Origin of the sequence: Streptomyces sp. NPDC020983, from assembly GCF_044333485.1 — a bacterium.
In the GTDB taxonomy this organism is placed as follows: Bacteria; Actinomycetota; Actinomycetes; order Streptomycetales; family Streptomycetaceae; genus Actinacidiphila.
Genome location: NZ_JBIRRA010000008.1, coordinates 240277 through 261635 on the forward strand (window position 1 = coordinate 240277; position 21359 = coordinate 261635).

Annotated in this window: 19 protein-coding genes; 8 read left to right on the top strand and 11 right to left on the bottom strand. The window is 74.3% G+C overall.

Annotated features, from left to right (window positions below):
- Nucleotides 1–88 precede the first annotated feature (88 nt).
- Both ACH4SE_RS20195 and ACH4SE_RS20200 read right to left on the bottom strand, forming a co-directional pair.
- On the bottom strand, nt 89–1291 hold the full coding sequence (locus tag ACH4SE_RS20195) for an SAM-dependent methyltransferase (RefSeq protein ID WP_398544758.1): 1203 nt from the start codon (nt 1289–1291) through the stop codon (nt 89–91).
- Nucleotides 1292–1329: 38 nt separating this feature from the next.
- The gene (locus tag ACH4SE_RS20200; protein WP_398544759.1) at nt 1330–1938 is read right to left on the bottom strand and encodes an ABATE domain-containing protein; all 609 of its coding nucleotides are present in this window, start codon (nt 1936–1938) and stop codon (nt 1330–1332) included.
- Nucleotides 1939–2040: 102 nt separating this feature from the next.
- On the opposite strand from ACH4SE_RS20200, the gene ACH4SE_RS20205 reads away from it, so the two are divergent.
- Entirely contained in the window at nt 2041–2832 is a 792-nt protein-coding gene (locus ACH4SE_RS20205; RefSeq protein ID WP_398544760.1) for an MBL fold metallo-hydrolase, read from the top strand.
- 70 nt (nt 2833–2902) lie between these two features.
- On the opposite strand, the gene groL is transcribed toward ACH4SE_RS20205, so the two are convergent.
- The 6 genes from groL to ACH4SE_RS20235 form a co-directional block, all read right to left on the bottom strand.
- Nucleotides 2903–4528, bottom strand: coding sequence for a chaperonin GroEL (gene groL, locus ACH4SE_RS20210; protein ID WP_398544761.1), 1626 nt, complete (start codon nt 4526–4528; stop codon nt 2903–2905).
- Nucleotides 4529–4662: 134 nt separating this feature from the next.
- A complete protein-coding gene (groES, locus tag ACH4SE_RS20215) occupies nt 4663–4971 on the bottom strand; it encodes a co-chaperone GroES (RefSeq protein WP_031516465.1) in 309 nt (102 codons plus the stop codon).
- Between the two features lie 214 nt (nt 4972–5185).
- The gene (locus tag ACH4SE_RS20220; protein WP_398544762.1) at nt 5186–5968 is read right to left on the bottom strand and encodes an SDR family NAD(P)-dependent oxidoreductase; all 783 of its coding nucleotides are present in this window, start codon (nt 5966–5968) and stop codon (nt 5186–5188) included.
- Nucleotides 5969–5997: 29 nt separating this feature from the next.
- Nucleotides 5998–6666 carry an MOSC domain-containing protein gene (locus tag ACH4SE_RS20225; protein WP_398544763.1) on the bottom strand — a complete coding sequence of 223 codons (669 nt, stop codon included), beginning with the start codon at nt 6664–6666 and terminating at the stop codon, nt 5998–6000.
- Nucleotides 6667–6897: 231 nt separating this feature from the next.
- The gene (locus ACH4SE_RS20230; RefSeq protein WP_398544764.1) at nt 6898–7701 is read right to left on the bottom strand and encodes a GNAT family N-acetyltransferase; all 804 of its coding nucleotides are present in this window, start codon (nt 7699–7701) and stop codon (nt 6898–6900) included.
- Between the two features lie 113 nt (nt 7702–7814).
- The gene (locus ACH4SE_RS20235) at nt 7815–8930 is read right to left on the bottom strand and encodes an aminotransferase class V-fold PLP-dependent enzyme (protein ID WP_398544765.1); all 1116 of its coding nucleotides are present in this window, start codon (nt 8928–8930) and stop codon (nt 7815–7817) included.
- Nucleotides 8931–9014: 84 nt separating this feature from the next.
- Here ACH4SE_RS20235 and ACH4SE_RS20240 point away from each other — a divergent pair, with 84 nt between their 5' ends.
- Nucleotides 9015–9932, top strand: a complete 918-nt coding sequence (locus ACH4SE_RS20240) for a LysR family transcriptional regulator (protein WP_398544766.1) — start codon at nt 9015–9017, stop codon at nt 9930–9932.
- 27 nt (nt 9933–9959) lie between these two features.
- Here ACH4SE_RS20240 and ACH4SE_RS20245 read toward each other — a convergent pair whose 3' ends face one another.
- The gene (locus ACH4SE_RS20245) at nt 9960–10262 is read right to left on the bottom strand and encodes a WhiB family transcriptional regulator (RefSeq protein ID WP_398544767.1); all 303 of its coding nucleotides are present in this window, start codon (nt 10260–10262) and stop codon (nt 9960–9962) included.
- 421 nt (nt 10263–10683) lie between these two features.
- Here ACH4SE_RS20245 and ACH4SE_RS20250 point away from each other — a divergent pair, with 421 nt between their 5' ends.
- The 4 genes from ACH4SE_RS20250 to ACH4SE_RS20265 all read left to right on the top strand — a co-directional run bounded on the left by ACH4SE_RS20250 (nt 10684) and on the right by ACH4SE_RS20265 (nt 15254).
- The gene (locus tag ACH4SE_RS20250) at nt 10684–11295 is read left to right on the top strand and encodes a response regulator transcription factor (RefSeq protein ID WP_003948568.1); all 612 of its coding nucleotides are present in this window, start codon (nt 10684–10686) and stop codon (nt 11293–11295) included.
- Nucleotides 11296–11663: 368 nt separating this feature from the next.
- Nucleotides 11664–12290 (top strand): RNA polymerase sigma factor ShbA, encoded by a 627-nt coding sequence (gene shbA / locus ACH4SE_RS20255; protein WP_167986882.1) that lies wholly within the window; start codon nt 11664–11666, stop codon nt 12288–12290.
- A 149-nt stretch (nt 12291–12439) separates the two neighbouring features.
- On the top strand, nt 12440–13939 hold the full coding sequence (gene guaB / locus ACH4SE_RS20260) for an IMP dehydrogenase (RefSeq protein ID WP_398544768.1): 1500 nt from the start codon (nt 12440–12442) through the stop codon (nt 13937–13939).
- Nucleotides 13940–14132: 193 nt separating this feature from the next.
- Nucleotides 14133–15254, top strand: coding sequence for a GuaB3 family IMP dehydrogenase-related protein (locus tag ACH4SE_RS20265; RefSeq protein WP_398544769.1), 1122 nt, complete (start codon nt 14133–14135; stop codon nt 15252–15254).
- Nucleotides 15255–15318: 64 nt separating this feature from the next.
- Here ACH4SE_RS20265 and ACH4SE_RS20270 read toward each other — a convergent pair whose 3' ends face one another.
- The gene (locus ACH4SE_RS20270) at nt 15319–15942 is read right to left on the bottom strand and encodes a hypothetical protein (RefSeq protein ID WP_398544770.1); all 624 of its coding nucleotides are present in this window, start codon (nt 15940–15942) and stop codon (nt 15319–15321) included.
- A 298-nt stretch (nt 15943–16240) separates the two neighbouring features.
- Nucleotides 16241–17512 carry a nucleotide sugar dehydrogenase gene (locus tag ACH4SE_RS20275; protein ID WP_398544771.1) on the bottom strand — a complete coding sequence of 424 codons (1272 nt, stop codon included), beginning with the start codon at nt 17510–17512 and terminating at the stop codon, nt 16241–16243.
- Between the two features lie 265 nt (nt 17513–17777).
- Here ACH4SE_RS20275 and ACH4SE_RS20280 point away from each other — a divergent pair, with 265 nt between their 5' ends.
- A complete protein-coding gene (locus ACH4SE_RS20280) occupies nt 17778–19484 on the top strand; it encodes a glycerol-3-phosphate dehydrogenase/oxidase (RefSeq protein ID WP_398544772.1) in 1707 nt (568 codons plus the stop codon).
- Between the two features lie 60 nt (nt 19485–19544).
- Complete coding sequence (locus ACH4SE_RS20285; RefSeq protein WP_398544773.1) at nt 19545–21281, top strand: serine/threonine-protein kinase; 1737 nt, start codon at nt 19545–19547, stop codon at nt 21279–21281.
- The last annotated feature ends 78 nt before the right edge of the window (nt 21282–21359 follow it).

Genomic DNA, 21359 nt, shown 5'->3' on the forward strand with positions numbered 1-21359 from the left:
CCCGTCCTCGGCTGCGGCGCACCGACCGTGACCTATGACCGGTGATCGTGCGGGAACTCATCGGTCCGCACCCGGTCCTTTTCCGCGGTCACGGCCCGGTGGGTGATCCGGGGGGAGCGTCCCGGCCGGCCGGGTGCCCCAGCAGCATCGTGGGCGCCCCCGCCACGCGGGTCAGGAAGACCGTGGCGCTGTTCGGGCCCTGGGGGCGGACGCGGCGGCGCAGCTCTTCGGGGTCGACCGCGGAGCCGCGCTTCTTCACCGTCAGGATGCCGACCCCGCGCTCGCGCAGGAGGGCCCTGAGGCGCTTGAGGTGGAAGGGGAGCACATCGGTGATCTCGTACGCGGTCGCGTACGGGGTCGGGCGCAGGGTGTCCGCGGTGACGTAGGCGATGGTCGGGTCGATCAGGGCGGCGTCCAGCTCCTCCGCGGCCTCGGCGACGAGGTGGGCGCGGATGACGGCGCCGTCCGGTTCGTAGAGGTAGCGGGCGACGGGGCGGACGGGAGGGTCGGGGAGGCCGCGGCCGACGAGGGTGGCACCGGAGGGGAGCAGGGTGGCGCGCCGCACCCCGGCCCCGCCCGCGCCGAACCACAGCACCGCTTCCTTGACGTCACCGCCGTCCGAGATCCACTCGGCCTCCGCCTCCGGCGGGACGGCCTCGTGCGGGATGCCCGGCGCGACCTTGACCGCGCCCGGCGCGCCCTTCGCCGCCGCGTCCAGCGCCCAGGACAGGGGCGGGGAGTAGGCCTCGGGGTCGAAGACGCGGCCGCGGGCGGTGCGGCGGGCGGGGTCGACGAAGACGCCGTCGCGGCCGCCGGTGCCGGTGTCCGCGACGTCCGCGCACACCACCTCCAGCCGCGCGCCCAGCCCCAGCGCCTCGGCGTTCGCCCGTACGACGGCGCAGGTCAGCGGATCGCGGTCGACCGCGGTGACGGCGAGGCCCGCGCGCAGCAGGGCGATCGCGTCGCCGCCCACCCCGCAGCAGAGGTCGGCGACGCCGCCGGGGCCGTGCGCGGCGAAGCGCCGGGCGCGGTGGCCGGCGACGGCCGCGCGGGTGGACTGCTCCAGGCCGTGCGGCGTGAAGTACATCCGTTCCGCCTCGGGCCCGAACTTCGCCGCGCCGCGCTGCCGCAGCCGCGTCTGCGTGAGGGCCGCGGCGACGAGCCCGGCGTCGTACGTCCGCCGCAGCCGGGTGGAGGCGGCGAGGTCGTCGGCGGGGTCGTGGCCTCGCAGCCCGGTGAGCAGTTCCTGCCCCTCGGGCGCCAGCAGCCGGTCCAGGTCCTCGGGCGTCACCCGCCCATTCTGCCCTGGCGGGAGGGCCTCCCCGCCCGTCAGCGGGAGGCGCCGCCGCGCTGGGCGTAGGCGCGGGCGGCGCGGGCGCGGTCGCCGCAGCGGGTGGAGCACCAGTGGCGGCGGCCGTGGGTGCGCAGGAGGAAGCGGTCGCAGGGGGCGGAGCCGCAGGCGGCGAGGATGCCGGCGTCGGGCCCGGTGAGCAGGTCGGCGGCGTCGGCGGCGAGGGTCGCCAGTGCGTGGTTGACGGCCTGGTCGGTGGGGTGCGCCCGGACGCGGCGCGGGCCCTCGGCGCCGTCCCAGCTCAGCAGGGGCGCGGTCGGGACGGCGGTGAGGGCCTGGTTCACCGCGAGCAGGGACGCCTCGGCCGGGGCGGTGCCGTCGACGCGGGCGGCGAACAGGGCCCGCACGTGGGCGCGCAGGGTGCGCATGCGCTGGGCGCAGAGCTCGTAGAGCCGCACGTCCGGGGTGGTGAGGCCGTGGGCGGTGAGCCAGCGCATGGCGGCGTCGGGGGTGGCGAGCAGGTCGTAGCTCTGGCCGGCGGGCAGGGTGGCTGCGGTGTCGGCGAAGTCCAGGGAGCGGTGCCGGTCGGCTCCCGGGGCCGGGGGCAGGGCGGGCTGCGGCGTGCCGGTGGCCTGGGTGTCGTCCATACCTCTCATGGTAGTGCTTGCGTTTTTCCGTGATGCCTGCCTAGCCTGTCGATGTCATCACGTTAAACGCAGACTTTTTTCGTGAGAAAACAGGGAGATGCGATGTCCCAGACCGGCGCCGGCCAGTTCCCCGTCCGCACGTTCGGCGGCCCGACCGTCTCGTTCGAGTACGGCGGCCTGCGGTTCCTGACCGACCCGACGTTCGACGGCCCCGGCGACTTCCGCCGCCCCGGACGCCCGGTCCTGACCAAGACCGCCCCCTCCGCCGGCACCCCCGCCGACGTCGGGCCCGTCGACGTCGTCCTGCTCTCCCACGACGAGCACGCCGACAACCTCGACGACGCCGGCCGCGCCCTCCTCGCCGGCGTCCCCCTGACGCTGACCACCCCCGGCGGCGGCGAGCGCCTCGGGGGGAGCGCCAGGGGCCTGGCCGACTGGGAGACGGCCGAACTGGAACGTCCGGGCGGCGGCACCGTCACCGTCACCGCGGTGCCCGCCGTCCACGGCCCCGGCCCGCGCGAGGAGGTGGAGCCGTCCACCGGCCAGGTGGTCGGTTTCGTCCTGACCGGGGAGGGCCTGCCGACGGTCTACGTCAGCGGTGACAACGCCTCCCTGGACGCCGTCAGGGAGATCGCCGCGCGCTTCGCCCCGGTGGACACCGCGGTCCTGTTCGCGGGCGCCCCGCGCTTCCCCGCGCTCTTCGGCGGCGGCCTGCTCGTCCTGGACAGCGCCCAGGCCGCCGAGGCCGCCCGTATCCTCGACGCCCGCCGCGTCGTCCCGGCCCACCACGACAGCTGGGCCCACTTCACCGAGGGCCGCGAGGACCTGCTCGCGGCCTTCACCGCGGCCGGCCTGGCCGACCGCCTGGACGGGGACTGGTCCCGCCGCGCCTGACCCCGCGCCGCGAACGACGGACGCCCGCCACCCCGGCGAGGGGGTGGCGGGCGTCAGGCCCGTGAAGGGGTCAGTGCGAGTGGCCGTGGCCGTGGCCGCCGGCCGCCTCGGGCTCCTCTTCCTTCTTCTCGACGACCAGGGTCTCGGTCGTGAGCAGCAGGGAGGCGATCGACGCGGCGTTCTCCAGCGCGGAGCGGGTGACCTTGACCGGGTCGATGACGCCGGCCTTGACCAGGTCGACGTACTCGCCGGTCGCGGCGTTGAAGCCGTGGCCCTTGTCGAGGTCGGCGACCTTGGAGGTGATGACGTAGCCCTCCAGGCCCGCGTTCTCGGCGATCCAGCGCAGCGGCTCGACGGCGGCGCGGCGGACGACGGCGACACCGGTGGCCTCGTCGCCCTCCTTGCCCAGGTTCTCGCCGAGCACCTTGACGGCGTGGACGAGCGCGGAGCCACCGCCGGAGACGATGCCCTCCTCGACGGCCGCGCGGGTCGCGGAGATCGCGTCCTCCAGGCGGTGCTTCTTCTCCTTCAGCTCGACCTCGGTGGCCGCGCCGACGCGGATGACGCACACGCCGCCCGCGAGCTTCGCCAGGCGCTCCTGGAGCTTCTCGCGGTCCCAGTCGGAGTCGGTGGTGGAGATCTCCGCCTTGATCTGGGCGACGCGGCCCTCGATCTCGGCCTTGTCACCGGCACCGTCGACGATGGTGGTCTCGTCCTTGGTGATGGTGGCGCGGCGGGCGGAGCCGAGCAGGTCCAGGCCGGCCTGGTCGAGCTTGAGGCCGACCTCCTCGGCGATGACGGTCGCGCCGGTGAGGGTGGCGATGTCGCCGAGCATGGCCTTGCGGCGGTCACCGAAGCCGGGCGCCTTGACCGCGACGGCGTTGAACGTGCCGCGGATCTTGTTGACGACCAGGGTGGACAGGGCCTCGCCCTCGACGTCCTCGGCGATGATCAGCAGCGGCTTGGAGCCACCGGCCTGGATGACCTTCTCCAGCAGCGGCAGCAGGTCCTGGATCGAGGAGATCTTGCCCTGGTGGATGAGGATGTACGGGTCGTCGAGGACGGCCTCCATCCGCTCCTGGTCGGTGACGAAGTACGGCGACAGGTAGCCCTTGTCGAAGGCCATGCCCTCGGTGAACTCCAGGTCCAGGCCGAAGGTGTTGGACTCCTCGACGGTGATGACACCGTCCTTGCCGACCTTGTCCATCGCCTCGGCGATCAGCTCGCCGACCTGCTTGTCCTGCGCGGACAGCGCGGCGACGGCGGCGATGTCGTCCTTGCCCTCGATGGCGCGCGCGGTGGCCAGCAGCTCGTCGGAGACGGCCTTGACCGCGGCGTCGATGCCCTTCTTGAGGGCGGCGGGGGACGCGCCGGCGGCGACGTTGCGCAGGCCCTCGCGGACCAGCGCCTGGGCCAGCACGGTCGCGGTGGTGGTGCCGTCACCCGCGATGTCGTTGGTCTTGGTCGCCACCTCCTTGACGAGCTGGGCGCCCAGGTTCTCGTACGGGTCCTCCAGCTCGACCTCGCGGGCGATCGTGACGCCGTCGTTGGTGATGGTCGGCGCACCGAACTTCTTGTCGATGACGACATTGCGGCCCTTGGGGCCGATGGTCACCTTCACGGTGTCGGCGAGCTTGTTGACGCCGCGCTCCAGGGCGCGACGGGCGTCCTCGTCGAACTTCAGAATCTTGGCCATGCCTGCGAACTACCTCGTCTACTCGTCTAACACGTCGTCACGGACGATAAGGACGGTGAAACAACCCCGCCCCGGGGACCCGGCCGCAAGGCTCGGACACCCGGGGCGGGATCAAGGGCTTGTGCAGCCGGGACTTACTTCTCGACGATCGCGAGAACGTCGCGGGCCGAGAGGACGAGGTACTCCTCGCCGTTGTACTTCACCTCGGTGCCGCCGTACTTGCTGTACAGCACGACGTCGCCGACGGCGACGTCGAGGGGCAGCCGCTGGCCGTCCTCGAAGCGGCCCGGGCCCACGGCCAGGACGACGCCCTCCTGGGGCTTCTCCTTGGCGGTGTCCGGGATGACCAGGCCCGAGGCCGTGGTCTGCTCGGCGTCGAGCGGCTGGACCACGATGCGGTCCTCGAGCGGCTTGATGGCAACCTTGGTGCTGGCGGTCGTCACGATCCGACCTCCCCCTTCAAAGGGCTCACGGGAGTGTCTGTCAGGGTCGGCGACCTGGTAGGCCCGTCGTCGCGGGTGCCGGACCTGCCTCGTCGCTGAGTTCTGGCACTCAGCCTCGCTGAGTGCCAGAAGTGAGCGTAGGCCGCTCTTAGCACTCGGTCAAGCGGAGTGCCAGCCGCGTGCCGTACCGGACGAACGTTCCCAGGCCGCCCGATCAGCCGCGCCGGGGGTCGTAGCGGCGGCCCGCCGTCGTGGAGGCGGCGCCGAAGAGACGGGACGGGACATGGCGGGCGAGGCCCACGGCCACCTTGTAGCGGGCGTCGGGAACGCTCACGACACGGCCGCGGGCCAGGTCGCGCAGCGCCGCGGAGACGACCTTGTCCGCGTCGAGCCAGGCGAGGCGCGGCAGGCGGCTCGCGTCCATGCCGGCCCGCTCGTGGAATTCGGTGCGCACGAAGCCCGGGCACAGCGCGAGGAAGCGGATGCCGGAGCCGCGCAGGTCGAGGGCGGCGCCCTCGGTGAAGCGGACGACCCACGCCTTGCTCGCCGCGTACGTGCCGCGCGGCATGAAGGCCGCGACCGAGGACACGTTGACCACGAAGCCGCGGCCGCGCTCGCGCATCCCCTCCACCGCGGCGGCGGTGAGCCGGAGCACCGCCTCGCAGTGCAGCGTGAGCATGCGCAGCTCGTCGGCCATCGGGGAGTCGGGGAAGGGGCTGCCCTGGCCGAAGCCCGCGTTGTTGACCAGGACGTCCACCGGCGGCAGGACGGGGCTGCGCAGCCGCTCCTCGACCGCGGAGATGCCGCCGTCCGCGGCCAGGTCCGCCTGGAGGATCTCGACGTCGACGCCGTACCGCCCGCGCAGTTCCCCGGCGCGCTCGCCGAGGCGTACGGCGTCGCGCGCGACGAGCACCAGGCCGTGCCCGTCGGCGGCGAGCCGCCGGGCGAATGCCGCACCGATGCCGGACGTCGCGCCCGTGATGAGGGAAGTCGTCATTGGGGCAGCGTACGGGGCGGGCGCGGCCCTCAGCCCGGATGCGGGTCCAGGCGCTTGCGGACCGCCGCGAGGTCCTCCGGCGGGAGCGCGTCGGCGTCCAGCAGCCGGGGGAGCAGCTCGGGTTCGGTGGTGAAGGCGCGGAAGGAGAGGCTCACCGTCACGGCGTGGTGCCCGGGGCGGTGGACGACCTCCAGCGTGTCGCCCGCGGCCAGCTCGCCCGGCTCGACGACGCGCAGGTACGGGCCGGGCCGCGCGTCCCGCGTGAAGCGCTTCATCCAGCCCTGCTCGCCGAGCCACCCGGCGAAGGTCACACAGGGGATGCGCGGGCAGGAGACCTCCAGGACCGGCCCGGCGCTCCCGCCGATCCGCCAGCGCTCCCCGATCAGGGCCTCGTTGACGTCGTAGCCGGCCGTCGTCAGGTTCTCCCCGAAGGAGCCGCTGGGGAGGGTGCGGCCGAGTTCGCGCTCCCAGCGGTCGAGGTCCTCGCGCGCGAAGGCGTAGACGGCCTGGTGGGTGCCGCCGTGGTTCCTCACGTCGTACGCCCGGTCCCCGGCCAGGCCCACCGCGCCGGTGCCCTTGGGCCCCGCCGCCGTCACCGCGACCGGCCCGGCGACGGGCCGCTTGTCGATGCCGGTCGCCTCCAGACTCTTCCAGGGGTTGGGCTGCGGCCGGCCGACGTTGACGCTCAGTACGTGCACGGGCGGTGTCTCCTGGGGGTACGGGATCGGGGCGCGGGGGCCCGGGGCGGCCCCGCGCGGGCGGGAGTGCCGCGCCCCGCGGGCGGGGAACGGCGGCGTGCCGCCGGGGTGGTGCGCAGGCGTGCGCCGTACGCGCCGGCCCCGGCTCTGCCCGGCACCCGGGCGAGGGGGCGTCCGCACGCGCGCGGCGCACCTGCCGCCGTGCCGGAGCACGCCCCCGCCGGGCAGGCGCTACGCCGGGGCGGTGATCAGGTACGGCGTCGTCACGCTGAGCGCCGCGAAACCGAGGCGCTGGAGGATCGGGCGGCTCTGGTCGGAGGCGTCGACCTGGAGGTGGCCGTACCCGGCGTCCCGGGCGACGCGCGCGCGGTGGGCGACCAGGGCGCGGTAGATGCCCCTGCCGCGCCAGTGCTCGACGGTGCCGCCGCCCCACAGGCCCGCGAAGTCGGTGCCGGGGTAGAACTCCATGCGGGCCGCGCACACCGGCTCGTCCCCGGCCATCGCGACGACGATGCTCACGCTGTCGCCGCGCTCGGCGATCTGGTCGAGCATGCGCGCCCGCAGCCGCTCCGCGCTCGTGCCGAAGGCCTGCTCGTGGACGGCCGCGGCCAGGTCGACGCCCGCCGCGTCGGTGACGGGCTCCAGCCGCACGCCGGCGGGCAGGGCCGCGCCCTCGGTGTGCGCGATGACCTCGGCGACGTCGCCGACCATGAGCGTCTCGGGCGGGTCGGGCGTGAAACCGGCCGCGCGCAGCCGCTCGCCGAGATCGGCGGGGCGGTCGTGCGCGTAGGTCTTCCACTCGAACTCGCGCCCCGCCGCCTCGGCGGTGCGCAGCCAGGCCAGCTGCGCGGCGACGGCGGCGTCCGCGGTCGTCTCGTCCAGGTCGGACCAGAGGATGCCGCACCACTCGTGCGGCCCGGCGCCGACCTGCCGTACGACCCCGTCGAGGCGGTCGACACGGGTGGTGGGGCTCTCCGGCGGGGCGTCGCGGCGCAGCTGGCGGTCGAAGAGCGCGAGTACGTGACTGGTGTCCATTGGCGCCATTCCACCACCGGCCGCGCCCCCGGCCAACCGTATTTCCGCAGGCCCGGCCGCGGCGGCTGTGCGGCGGGCGCCGCGTGCCGCCCGCCCCGCCGTGCGGGCCGCGGTCACCGGCTGGCGGAGGCCCGGCCGCGGGGCTGTTCGGCCGCCGCCAGGGCGAGGTCGACGTCCGCGGCGGTGTTGTAGAAGTGCGGCGCCAGGCGCACCTTCCCCGCGCGGGCGGCGAAGGTGACGCCCGCGGCGCGCAGCCGCGCGGTCACCGCGTCCGGTACGCCGGGGACGGCCACGATCGCCGACGTGCCGGGCACGGGGGAGTAGCCGAGCGCGGTGAAGCCGTCGCGCAGCCGCTGCGCGAGCGCGGTGTCGTGGGCGTGGATGCGGTCGACACCCAGCTCCTCGACCAGCGAGAGCGCCGCGGCTGCGCCGACGTACGACAGCAGGGCCGGCCGGGTGTCGAAGCGGCGGGCGCCGGGGGCGAGTTCGGCGACGGGGCCGTAGATGGAGGCGCCCGGGTCGGCGGCGGCGTACCAGCCGGCGAAGGTCGGGGCGAGCGTGTCCTCGGCGCCGGGGCGGACGGTGAGGAAGGCGGCGCCGTGCGGACTGGTGAGCCACTTGTAGCCGTGGCAGACCACGTAGTCGTCCTGCGACGCGTCCAGCGGCAGCCAGCCCACGGACTGCGTGGCGTCGACGAGCGTACGGGCGCCGTGCGCGGCGGCCGCGGCGCGGATCGCGGGCAGGTCGGCGACCCGGCCGTCCGCGGACTGCGCGGCGCTGACGGCGACCAGCGCGGTGCCGGGGCGTACGGCGCCGGCCAGCTCCTCCAGCGCCACGAGCCGCAGCCGGACGTCGGGGCGGGCGGCGAAGGGGTGCACCAGCGAGCTGAAGTCCCCCTGGTACGCCACGACCTCGGCGCCCGGCGGCAGGGCGGTCGCGATCAGGCCGACGGCCCCGGCGACCGTACCGGCCAGCGCGACCTGCGTGACGGGCACGTGCGCGAGCCGGGCGAAGGCGGCGCGGGCGGCGGCGACCGCCTCCTCCGGGTCGCCGGCGTCGCCCGGCCGCCCTGCCGCCCACGCGTCGAGGGCGCGGTGCATCGCGGCCGTCACACGGGCGGGGGGGATGCCGACCGTCGCGGTGTTGAGGTAGCCCGGGGCCGGCACGGGGTATTCCGCGGGGCACATGGGGCTGGTGATGTCCACGGGGGTGAGGGTGTCGGGGCTCATGACACCTCAGCCTGGCCCCGCAAGAAGCCAAAGTCCATTGCGTATCCGTTGGGTATATCCCTAAGCAATGCTTATGGTGGGCGCATGATGGAGGCACGGCACCTGCGGGTCCTGCGCGCGGTGGCGCGCGGCGGGTCCTTCTCGGCGGCCGCCCGCGCGCTCGGCTGCACACAGCCCGCGGTCAGCCAGCAGATGAAGGCACTGGAGCTCGCCGCGGGCACCCCGCTGCTGGTGCGGGGCCCGCGCGAGATGCGGCTCACGCAGGCGGGCGAGGCACTCGTCCGGCACGCCGACGGCATCCTCGCCGGGCTCACCGCCGCGGAGGAGGAGATCGCCGCGATCGCCGGGCTGCGCGCCGGGCGGGTGCGGCTGGCCTCCTTCCCCTCGGGGACGGCGACGCTGGTGCCGGGCGCGGTCGCGGAGATGCGGGCGGCGCACCCGGGCACGGAGATCTCGCTCGTGGAGGCCGAGCCGCCGCGCTCGGTGGAGATGCTGCGCGCCGGGGACTGCGACATCGCGCTCGCCTTCCGCTACGCCGACCTGCCGACGCCCGCCGAGGAGTCGTGGGACGACCTTGTGGTGCGCCCGCTGCTGGGCGACCCGCTGGTGTGCGTCGTACCGCCGGGGCACCGGCTCGCGGACACCGCCGCGCAGGCGCGGCTGGCCGAACTGGCGGGCGAGCGCTGGATCGCGGGCTGCCCGCGCTGCCGGGGCCATCTGGTGGAGCTGTGCGAGCGGGCGGGCTTCACACCCCGGATCGACTTCGCGACCGACGACTACCCGGCGGTGGTCGGCCTGGTCGCGGCGGGGCTGGGGGTGACGGTGCTGCCCCGGCTGGCGCTGGAGTCCGTCCGGGCGCGGGGTGTGGCGGTGGTCGGGCTGGCACCGCGGGTGCGGCGCGAGGTCGTGGCGCTGACGCTGCCCGACCTCGCGCAGGTGCCCGCGGTGGACGTCATGCTGGGGCGGCTGGCGCGTGCGGGGCTGCGGCGGCGCGCCGCCTAGGCGCAGCCGGACGCGGCGGCGCCGGGGTCAGTTCTGGTGGACGGGCATCCGGTTGCGGGAGCGGCCCATCATCTCCTCGCGCTCGTCCTCGGTGAGCCCGCCCCACACGCCGTAGGGCTCGCGGACGGTGAGGGCGTGGGTGGCGCACTCGGCGCGTACCGGGCAGCGGCTGCACACCTCCTTGGCGGCGGCCTCACGCGCGCTGCGGGCGGCACCGCGCTCACCCTCGGGGTGGAAGAACAGCGAGCTGTCGACGCCGCGGCAGGCTGCCACGAGCTGCCAGTCCCAGAGATCGGCGTTAGGGCCGGGTAGGCGGGAGAAGTCTGCCATTGCTCATCCCCTCGACGGGTGCGTGACGGCCAAGACGACCTCGGTGTCTCCGACCGTACATCTACTGTCGTAGTAGATGTAAATATGACTCATCGCCAATCTACCGGCGATTAGCCCACGCATCAGAAAAGAGCGGCCAAAGGGTGCACACCGGACAGAAGGCCGGTGTCACCGCCCGTTCAGCAGCATTCGGCGCGCGCCCCGCGCCTCCCGTCGGGCCGGACGGCCCGCGGAAATTTCCCGGCTCACCCGTTCTGACCTGCGGCGTGACCGAACCGTAGGTGCATGATCACGTACAGTGCCGATCGCGGCCACCAAACCTCGTAACTCTTTCGGGTGAGGGTCGTTGAGTGTGGCGGAAGTGGTTACTTCGTACAGCCTGGAGGCACAACGTGACGCGGTTCAGCTGCGGGGGGCGGTCATGACTTCCGTCCTCGTCTGCGACGACTCCCCGCTCGCCCGAGAGGCCCTGCGCCGCGCGGTCGCGACCGTACCCGGCGTCGAGCGCGTAACGACCGCGGCCAACGGCGAGGAAGTGCTCCGCCGCTGGGGAGCCGACCGGTCCGACCTGATCCTCATGGACGTCCGGATGCCCGGCCTCGGCGGGGTGGAGACCGTACGGCGGCTGCTGTCCGCCGACCCGGGTGCCCGCATCATCATGCTCACCGTCGCCGAGGATCTCGACGGGGTCGCGCTCGCGGTCGCCGCGGGCGCCCGCGGCTACCTGCACAAGGACGCCTCGCGCGCCGAACTGCGGGCCACCGTCACCCAGGCGCTCGCCGACCCGACCTGGCGGCTCGCCCCGCGCCGGCTGCGGTCCGCCGAGATGGGCGCCGCGCCCACCCTCACCGCCCGGGAGATCCAGGTGCTGGAGGGCATGAGCCACGGGCGGTCCAACGCAGAGATCGGCCGCGAGCTGTTCCTGTCGGAGGACACCGTCAAGACGCACGCCCGGCGGCTGTTCAAGAAGCTCGGCGCGTCCGACCGCGCGCACGCCGTGGCCCTCGGTTTCCGCTGGGGTCTGGTCCGCTGAGGTCCGCCGGCACCAGGGGGGCCGCCCGGCCCGCCGGGTGGGCCGCGCGGGTCACGGCCCGCGCTACGCCGTACGCCGTACGCATTACGCCGTACGGTGAAGCCCCGCGCGAGTCCGCGCTTTCCCGGGGGAGGACGCATGCTTGACGTATGGACTTCCTCGGGGATCGGCGGGGGCACCAGATGGCAGACCACACAGCGGAAGACACAGCGGACGGCGCGGCGGAAGGGACGGCGGAGCACACCGTGCGGATGACGGCCCCGGCCGCCGAACCGGGCGCCGGTACGGACACGGCGGCTCATAACGCTTCGGTGCAGAAGTATCCCCGCGATGCGGCGGAAGCTCCGGCGGCGAGGCACCATGGGTGGATGCGCGACGACGACACTCCGGCCACCACGGCCATCGGTGCCCTCGTCCGCCGCGCCGCCGCGGGCGACCAGCGGGCGACCCACGAGCTGCTCGCGCACGTCCACCCGCTCGCCGAGCGCTACTGCCGCACACGGCTCAGCCGGCTGCCGGGCGACGCCCGGCACTTCGTGGACGACCTCGCACAGGAGGTCTGCCTCGCGGTGCTGTGCGCGCTGCCGCGCTACCGCGACCTCGGGCGGCCCTTCGAGGCCTTCGTGGTGTCGATCGCCGCGCACAAGGTCGCCGACCTCCAGCGCGCCGCGATGCGCCACCCCGGCAGCACCGCCGTCCCGTCCGACGAGATGCCGGAGAAGCCCGACGACTCGCTCGGCCCCGAGGAACGCGCCCTGCTCAACAGCGACGCCGCCTGGGCCCGCGGCCTGCTCGACCGGCTGCCCGGCCACCTGCGCGAGCTGGTGCTGCTGCGGGTCGCGGTCGGGCTGAGCGCCGAGGAGACCGGCCAGGTGCTGGGCATGTCGCCGGGTGCCGTACGCGTCGCGCAGCACCGGGCCCTCAGCCGGCTGCGGGCCATCGCCGAGGAGTCGGCCGCCGCCCACCCGGCGAGCGCGCGCGGCCTCAGCGCCTGAGCGCCTCCGGGTGACGGGCCGGTCACGCGGCGTGCGTTCCGGCCGGTGAGCGGCCCGCGCGGGTGGGGCCGTGGCAGGTGGTCCGGGGAATACCGGCGAAGCCACTACCATTGAACAACTCGCCGGGCAAGACCATTCGAGAAGGTGTCATGACGCTGAACGCCGACGGAGTAGCCGAGAAGTTCGCCGCCCTGGGGCTGACCTACGACGATGTGCTGCTGCTGCCGGGCGCGTCGGACGTACTGCCCAACCAGGTCGACACCTCGTCGCTCGTCTCCCGCAATGTCAGGGTGAACATCCCGCTGCTGTCCGCGGCCATGGACAAGGTCACCGAGGCGCGGATGGCCATCGCCATGGCCCGCCAGGGCGGCGTGGGCGTGCTGCACCGCAACCTGTCCGTCGAGGACCAGGTCAACCAGGTCGACCTGGTCAAACGGTCCGAGTCCGGCATGGTCACCGACCCGATCACCGTCCGCCCGGACGCCACGCTCGCCGAGGCCGACGGCCTGTGCGCGAAGTTCCGCATCAGCGGCGTCCCGGTCACCGACGAGGCCGGCAAGCTGCTCGGCATCGTCACCAACCGCGACATGGCCTTCGAGACCGACCGCAGCCGCCAGGTCCGCGAGGTCATGACCCCGATGCCGCTCGTCACCGGCAAGGTCGGCATCTCCGGCGTGGACGCGATGGCGCTGCTGCGCCGCCACAAGATCGAGAAGCTGCCGCTGGTCGACGAGGACGGCCGGCTGTGCGGCCTCATCACCGTCAAGGACTTCGTCAAGGCCGAGCAGTACCCGAACGCCGCCAAGGACTCCGAGGGCCGGCTCGTCGTCGGCGCCGCCGTGGGCACCGGGCCCGAGGCGCTGGACCGCGCGCAGGCGCTGGTCGGCGCGGGCGTCGACTTCCTCGTCGTCGACACCTCGCACGGGCACAACAGCAACGCGCTGAACTGGATGGCCAAGATCAAGTCCGCCGTCGGCATCGACGTCGTCGGCGGCAACGTCGCGACCCGCGACGGCGCCCGCGCGCTCATCGACGCCGGCGTGGACGGCGTCAAGGTCGGTGTCGGCCCCGGCTCCATCTGCACCACCCGCGTCGTCGCCGGCATCGGCGTCCCCCAGGTCACCGCGATCTACGAGGCCGCGGTCGCCTGCCAGGACGCGGGTATCCCGGTCATCGGCGATGGCGGCCTCCAGTACTCCGGCGACATCGGCAAGGCGCTGGCCGCGGGCGCGCAGAGCGTCATGCTCGGCAGCCTGCTGGCGGGCTGCGAGGAGTCGCCCGGCGAGCTGCTCTTCATCAACGGCAAGCAGTTCAAGTCCTACCGCGGCATGGGCTCGCTCGGCGCGATGCAGTCCCGCGGGCAGGGCCGCTCCTACTCCAAGGACCGCTACTTCCAGGCGGAGGTCGCCTCCGACGACAAGCTCGTCCCCGAGGGCGTCGAGGGCCAGGTCCCCTACCGCGGCCCCCTCGCGGCGGTCCTGCACCAGCTCGTGGGCGGCCTGCGGCAGACCATGGGCTACGTCGGCGCGGCCACCGTCGCCGAGATGGCGACGAAGGGGCGGTTCGTCCGCATCACCGCCGCGGGCCTCAAGGAGTCCCACCCCCACGACATCCAGATGACCGTCGAGGCCCCCAACTACCACGGCTGAGACGCCGGCCACCGCCCTCGGCCGGTCACGTGGCGCAGGCCGCCGCCGGCCGAAGGGGCGGCCGGTGCCGGGCGACGGGCCGGTGGCGGGCCGGACGCGCGGCTCCCCGCGCCCCGGGGGCCGCCCGGCGCGGCACGCGCCCACGCGGGGTGCGGGATACTGGGGCCGCAGGCCAATGAGAGAGGCACAGGACGTGACAGAGATCGAGATCGGGCGGGGCAAGCGCGGCCGCAGGGCGTATTCCTTCGACGACATCGCCGTGGTGCCGAGCCGCCGTACGCGTGACCCCAAGGAAGTCTCGATCGCCTGGCAGATCGACGCCTACCGCTTCGAGCTGCCCTTCCTGGCCGCGCCGATGGACTCCGTCGTGTCGCCGGAGACGGCGATCCGGATCGGCAACCTCGGCGGGCTGGGGGTGCTGAACCTCGAAGGGCTGTGGACGCGCTACGACGACCCCGAGCCGCTGCTCGCGGAGATCGCGGAGCTGGACGACACCCTGGCGACCGCGCGGCTCCAGGAGATCTACGCGGCGCCGATCCGCGAGGAGCTGATCGGGCAGCGCATCAAGGAGGTCCGGGACGCCGGGGTGGTGACGGCGGCGGCGCTGTCGCCGCAGCGCACCGCCCAGTTCTCGAAGACGGTCGTGGACGCGGGCGTCGACCTGTTCGTGATCCGCGGCACCACGGTGTCCGCGGAGCACGTGAGCGGGTCGCACGAGCCGCTGAACCTGAAGCAGTTCATCTACGAGCTGGACGTCCCGGTCATCGTCGGCGGCTGCGCGACGTACACGGCGGCGCTGCACCTGATGCGTACGGGCGCGGCCGGCGTGCTGGTGGGCTTCGGCGGCGGCGCCGCGCACACCACCCGCAACGTGCTGGGCATCCAGGTGCCGATGGCGACGGCGGTCGCGGACGTCGCGGCGGCCCGCCGGGACTACATGGACGAGTCGGGCGGCCGCTACGTGCACGTCATCGCGGACGGCGGCTTCGGCTCCAGCGGCGACCTGCCGAAGGCCGTGGCGTGCGGCGCGGACGCGGTGATGATGGGCTCGCCGCTGGCACGCGCCACCGACGCGCCGGGCCGCGGCTTCCACTGGGGCATGGAGGCGGTCAACCCCGAGCTGCCGCGCGGCAAGCGGATGAACCTGGGGACGGCGGGCACCACCGAGGAGATCCTGCTCGGCCCCTCGCACGCGCCCGACGGCTCGATGAACTTCTTCGGCGCGCTGCGCCGCTCGATGGCCACGACCGGCTACTCGGACCTGAAGGAGTTCCAGCGCGTCGAGGTGACGGTCTCCCCGACCCACCACCGCTGATTCCTGAGCACGACGGAGGGGCGGCCCCGCGGGGCCGCCCCTCCGTCGTGCGGGTACTGCTGCGTCAGCCGGCGACGCGGCGGGTGACGACGAAGCCCTCGACGCCGGCGATGGCCAGGAAGAAGAACGACTTGACGTCGAAGTCGTGCTTCCACTGCTTGAAGACGTCGCCGCCGTGGTCGGTGAGGACCTTGAACCAGGAGATGTCCAGCCCGTTCTGCGACGCGTAGTGGCTGGCGATCATCGACAGGCCCATCATCTCGCCCAGGAACACGCCCAGCAGCGCGAGGACGACGCCCACGACGGGCAGCACGGGGTTGCGGCCGCCGACCTTGCCGAGGACGGCGCCGACGAGCAGGCCGACGGCCAGCGCGATGTAGCCGACCTCGGTGTAGCTGCCGTCGTCCTTGGCCATCGCCCGCATGATGCCCGCGTAGGCGAAGGCGGCCGCGAGCATGGCGACGACACCGACGAGGATGGCCACGCCCGGGTTCTTCTGCTGCTGCGTCATGCCGGCCGGGGCGGGCGGGGCGTAGGCGCCGGCGTTGAAACCGCCGGGGGCCTGCGCGCCGGGCTGGCCCCCGGCGTACGGCGACGCGGCGTAGGGCGACTGGGGCTGGCCGGACTGCGGCTGGCCGTACGGGTTCTGGCCGCCGGGCTGCTGCGGCGGCGGGTAGTTGGCGCTCATGAGGGCTTCCCCCGGGGACGGACGTGCAAGCGGGTGTCGTGCCGCGGTGAGCTGTGGGCTTGATGCGCACATGCCCGCGGACGAGTGGTGACGAGGAAATCTAGCAGGGGGGAGTGACAATCGGACAAGACGATTCGTCCGGTCGTTACACGACCCGTACGTATGGCCCGACCTGGACGGTTGTCCAGGTGTGTCCCGCACCCGGGTCCCGGTGCGCCGGGACGCTCCCGGAACACGGCGGCGACACCGTCGTGAAATCCGCGCAGGTGGGGCGCCTGCGACGGAAGTTGACGCCGGGTCAGAGCCGGGCGGCCGCGCCCGCCGGGGTGGCGCCCCGGGTGTCCAGGAGCAGCTGGGCCTTGACGGCGAGGCCCTGCAGGTCGTACGTGCGGTGGTGCTGGAGCAGCAGCGTGAGATCGGCCTCGGCGGCGGCCTCCCACAGCGAGTCCGTGCGCGGGACGGGGCGGTCCATGACGCGCCACTGGGGTACGTAGGGATCGTGGTAGCAGAGCTGGGCGCCGAGTTCGAGCAGCCGGGTGGCGATCTCGCGGGCGGGCGCGCCCTGCTGGTCGGCGAGGTCCGCCTTGTACGTGACGCCGAGCAGCAGGACGCGGGAGCCGCGCAGCGACTTGCCGTGCTCGTTGAGCAGGGCGGCGGCCCGCTGCACGACGTAGCGCGGCATGCGGGCGTTGACCTCCGCGGCGAGTTCGACCATCCGCAGCGGGTGTCCGGGCAGCCTGGGGTGGGCAGGCGGGGTGAAGTGCGGTGCGGCGTTGGGGTCGAGCGGGTGGGCGGGACCGCCGACGCCGGGGCCGGGGCGGAAGGCCTGGAAGCCGAAGGGCTTGGTCTCGGCGCAGCGGATGACGTCCCACAGGTCGACGCCGAGGTCGTGGCAGAAGACGGCCATCTCGTTGGCGAAGGCGATGTTGACGTGCCGGTAGTTGGTCTCCAGCAGTTTGACCGTCTCGGCCTCGCGGATGCCGCGGGCGCGCACCACGCGCTCGGTGAGCCGGCCGTAGAAGGCGGCGGCGGCCTCGGTGCACGCGGGGGTGGCGCCCCCGACGACCTTGGGGGTGGTGGCGAAGTGGACGGCGCGGTTGCCCGGGTCGAGGCGGCCGGGGGAGTAGGCGAGGTGGAAGTCGCGGCCGGCGCGCAGTCCGTGCGCTTCGAGCAGCGGGCGCAGGAAGCCGTCCGTGGTGCCCGGGTACACCGGCGACTCCAGGACGACGGTGGTGTGCGGCCGCAGGTGCGGGGCGAGGGCGCGGGCGGCGGCCGCGACGGCCGACAGGTCCAGTGCGTGGTCCTCGCCGAGCGGGGTGGGGGCGCAGATGACGGCGGTGCGGACCCGGCCGAGCACCGCCGGGTCCGAGGTGGCGCGGAAGCCGCAGGAGAGCATGCGGCGCAGGTCGGCAGCGGCGAGCGAGCCGGGCGGCACGCGGCCCGCGGCGATGTCCGCGACCGTGGCGGGGTCGGGGTCGTAGCCGATGACGCCGATGCCCGCGGCGGCCGCCGCCTGGGCGAGCGGCAGTCCGGTGTGGCCGAGTCCGAGCACGGCGAGGTCTGCGGGCATGGGTGTCCTCCCTGGCGACCACCACGAACCACCTCGAATGGGCTCACGCATGGCGTCAAATCAGGCTAACCAGACAAATGACTGATATGACCACTCGCCGCGCCGGTCGGCACGAGGACACGCCCCGCCTCAGCCGTACGGGCTGCCCTGGCAGCCCGCCGCCCGGCCGGTCACTATCGAAGGGAACGGGACCGCCCGCGGTCCCGCTCGCCACGCCCCGCACGACCCGCAGGACCGACGACCGCCGGAAGGCACGGAGGCACGGATGCGTACGACGACACTCGGACCCGAGCAGCGGGCTGCGGCCATCGCCCGGATGGCGGAGCAGGAGCTGGACATCCTGGTGGTGGGCGGCGGCGTCGTCGGCGCCGGGACCGCGCTGGACGCCGTGACCCGCGGGCTGTCGACCGGGCTGGTGGAGGCCCGCGACTGGGCGGCGGGCACCTCCAGCCGCTCCAGCAAGCTCATCCACGGCGGCCTGCGCTACCTGGAGATGCTGGACTTCGCGCTGGTCCGCGAGGCCCTCAAGGAACGCGGGCTGCTGCTGGAGCGCCTGGCCCCGCACCTGGTCCGCCCGGTGCCCTTCCTCTACCCGCTCCAGCACAAGGGCTGGGAGCGGCTCTACGCGGGCACCGGCGTGGCGCTCTACGACACCATGTCGGTCTCCTCCGGCCACGGCCGCGGCCTGCCCGTGCACCGCCACCTGACCCGCCGGCACGCGCTGCGGGTGGCCCCCGCGCTGCGCAAGGACGCGCTGGTCGGCGCACTCCAGTACTACGACGCCCAGGTCGACGACGCGCGCTTCGTCACGGCCCTGGCGCGTACCGCCGCCTCCTACGGCGCGCAGGTGGCCAACGGGGTGCGGGTGACCGGCTTCCTCCGGGAGGGGGAGCGCGTGGTCGGCGCCCGGGTGCACGACGGCGAGGCGGGCGGCGAGTACGAGATCCGCGCGCGGCAGGTCGTCAACGCGACCGGGGTGTGGACGGACGACACCCAGGCGCTGATCGGGGAGCGGGGGCAGTTCCACGTGCGGGCGTCGAAGGGCATCCACCTGGTGGTGCCCAAGGACCGCATCCACTCCAGCAGCGGGCTGATCCTGCGCACCGAGAAGTCCGTGCTGTTCGTCATCCCGTGGGGGCGGCACTGGATCATCGGCACCACCGACACCGACTGGGACCTCGACAAGGCCCACCCGGCGGCCTCCAGCGCCGACATCGACTACCTGCTCGACCACGTCAACTCCGTGCTCGCCACCCCGCTGACACGGGACGACGTGCAGGGCGTCTACGCGGGCCTGCGGCCGCTGCTGGCGGGCGAGTCGGACGCGACGAGCAAGCTGTCGCGCGAGCACACCGTCGCCCACCCCGTGCCCGGACTGGTGGTGGTCGCGGGCGGCAAGTACACGACCTACCGGGTCATGGCCAAGGACGCGGTGGACGAGGCGGTGCACGCCCTGGACCACCGGGTCGCGCCGTGCTGCACCGAGGAGATCCCGCTCGCCGGCGCCGAGGGCTACCAGGCGCAGTGGAACGCCCGGGCCAGGACGGCGGCCCGCACGGGTGTCCACGTCGCGCGCGTCGAGCACCTGCTGGGCCGCTACGGCGGCCTCACCGAGGAACTGCTGGACCTGATCGCGGCCGACCCGTCGCTCGCCGCCCCGCTCGGCGGCGCGGACGACTACCTGCGCGCCGAGGTCGTCTACGCGGCGGCCGCCGAGGGCGCACTGCACCTCGACGACGTCCTGGCCCGCAGGACGCGTATCTCGATCGAGACCTTCGACCGCGGCACGCGCTGCGCGCGCGAGGCCGCCGAGCTGATGGCACCCGTCCTGGGCTGGGACACCGGGCAGATCGACAAGGAGGTGGCGTACTACGAGAAGCGCGTCGAGGCCGAGCGTGAATCGCAGCGCCAGCCCGACGACTTGACCGCGGATGCCGCGCGGCTGGGGGCGCCGGATATCGTGCCACTCTAGACGCGAGACGTCTGGGCGCGGCAAACCCGCGCGAAACGGGGGACGGTGGAGGGGCGCGAGATGGTGGGACCGGCGGACCAGGGGAAGTTGGTCGCGGGCCGCTACCGGCTGCTCGAACGCATCGGCCGCGGCGGCATGGGCACCGTGTGGCGGGCGCAGGACGAGCTGCTCGACCGTCAGGTCGCCGTCAAGAAGCTGCACCCGCCGCAGCCGGACATGGACGACGACGAGCTGGCCACGCTCTTCGAGCGCACCCGGCGGGAGGCCCGCGCCGCCGCCCGCATCAGCCACCCCAACGTCATCGTCGTGCACGACGTGGTGGACGACGCCGGCCTGCCGTCCATCGTCATGGAGTACGTCCCCTCCGTGACGCTCGGCGACCTGGTCAAGGAGCACGGCCCGCTCGCCCCCGGCGAGGCCGCCCGCATCGGCCGCGGCATGATCGCCGCCCTCATCGCCGCCCACCGGGCCGGCGTGCTGCACCGCGACGTCAAACCCGGCAACGTGCTGCTCGGCCACCCCGCCGGCGGCCCGGCCGCCGGCGACACCGGTACCGGGCGCGTGCCGCTGGGCAGCCGCGTCGTGCTCACCGACTTCGGCATCGCCCAGTCCTCCGGCACCTCCACCCTCACCCGCACCGGCGAGATCATCGGCTCCATCGACTTCCTGTCGCCGGAGCGGCTGCGCGGCGCCCCGCCCGGCCCCGAGGCCGACCTGTGGTCGCTCGGCGCCACCCTCTACCAGGCCGTCGACGGCCGCTCGCCCTTCCGCCGCCCCACCCCGATCGAGACCGCCTACGCCATCGCCGAGGAGACCATCGAGCCGCCGCCCGGCGCGGGCGCGCTCACCGAGGTGATCGCCGGGCTGCTCGCCAAGGAGCCCGCCCGGCGGCTGTCCGCCGAGGAGGCGGAGCGGATGCTGCGCATACCCGCCGCCGAGCCGGACACCGCGTTCGTCCCGCGCACGGGGCTCACCCGGACCCTGGCGCCGCCCGCCGCCGGGCCCGCACAGCAGGTCGCGGCGGGCGCGCCCGCCGGGCCGCGCCCGCCCGCCGGGGCCCGGCCGCCGGCGTACACCGGTGGCGGGGCGCCGCCGCGCGGGCCCCAGCACGCGCCGCCGCCCGCGGCGCAGCAGCGCCGCCCGGGGCGCTGGATAGCCGCCGCCGTCGCGGTCGCCGTCGTGGCCGCGGGCGTCGCGGTGGCCGTCGACCGGGCCCACCGCTCCGACGCCGCGAGCCCCGACCCGTCCCCGAGCACGACGTCCACCGGCACGGCGGCCCCCACCAGCGACGCCCCGACGACGCAGCCGACGCCCACCACGCAGGCCCCCACCTACGAGCCGCCGCCCGTGCCCGAGGGCTACCACCTCGCCGCGCAGGCCAACCGCGGCTACAAGGTCCCCGTGCCCGACGGGTGGCACAAGAAGGTCTACGACGGCGGCGACCAGGTCAGCTACGTCGACCCGACCGACACCGTCGCCCTGAAGATCAGCGCCCTGGACTTCGCCGGGCTCGACCCGTACCAGCACTGGATCGACCTGGAGCCGCAGACCCGGGGGCAGGTCAGGGACTACCACCGCGAGCGGATGGAGCGGACGAGGACGGCGGACGGCCAGCCGGCCGCGCTGTGGCAGTTCACCTTCCGGGGCACGACGAGCGCCTTCCGCGCGCTCGACCTGGGCTTCGGCAAGCCCGGCGGCCGCGAGTACGCCATCTACCTCTCGGCGCCCAAGGCCCATTGGGGCGACTACAAGCAGGTGTTCGACAACGCCGTCGCGGGATTCCGGGAGACCGGCTGACGCGCCGGCACCGCCGTTCGCCGAACCACCGGGGCCCTTCCTGCGTATTGGCCTGCGAGTGCCCGCTTCGGGGATGAT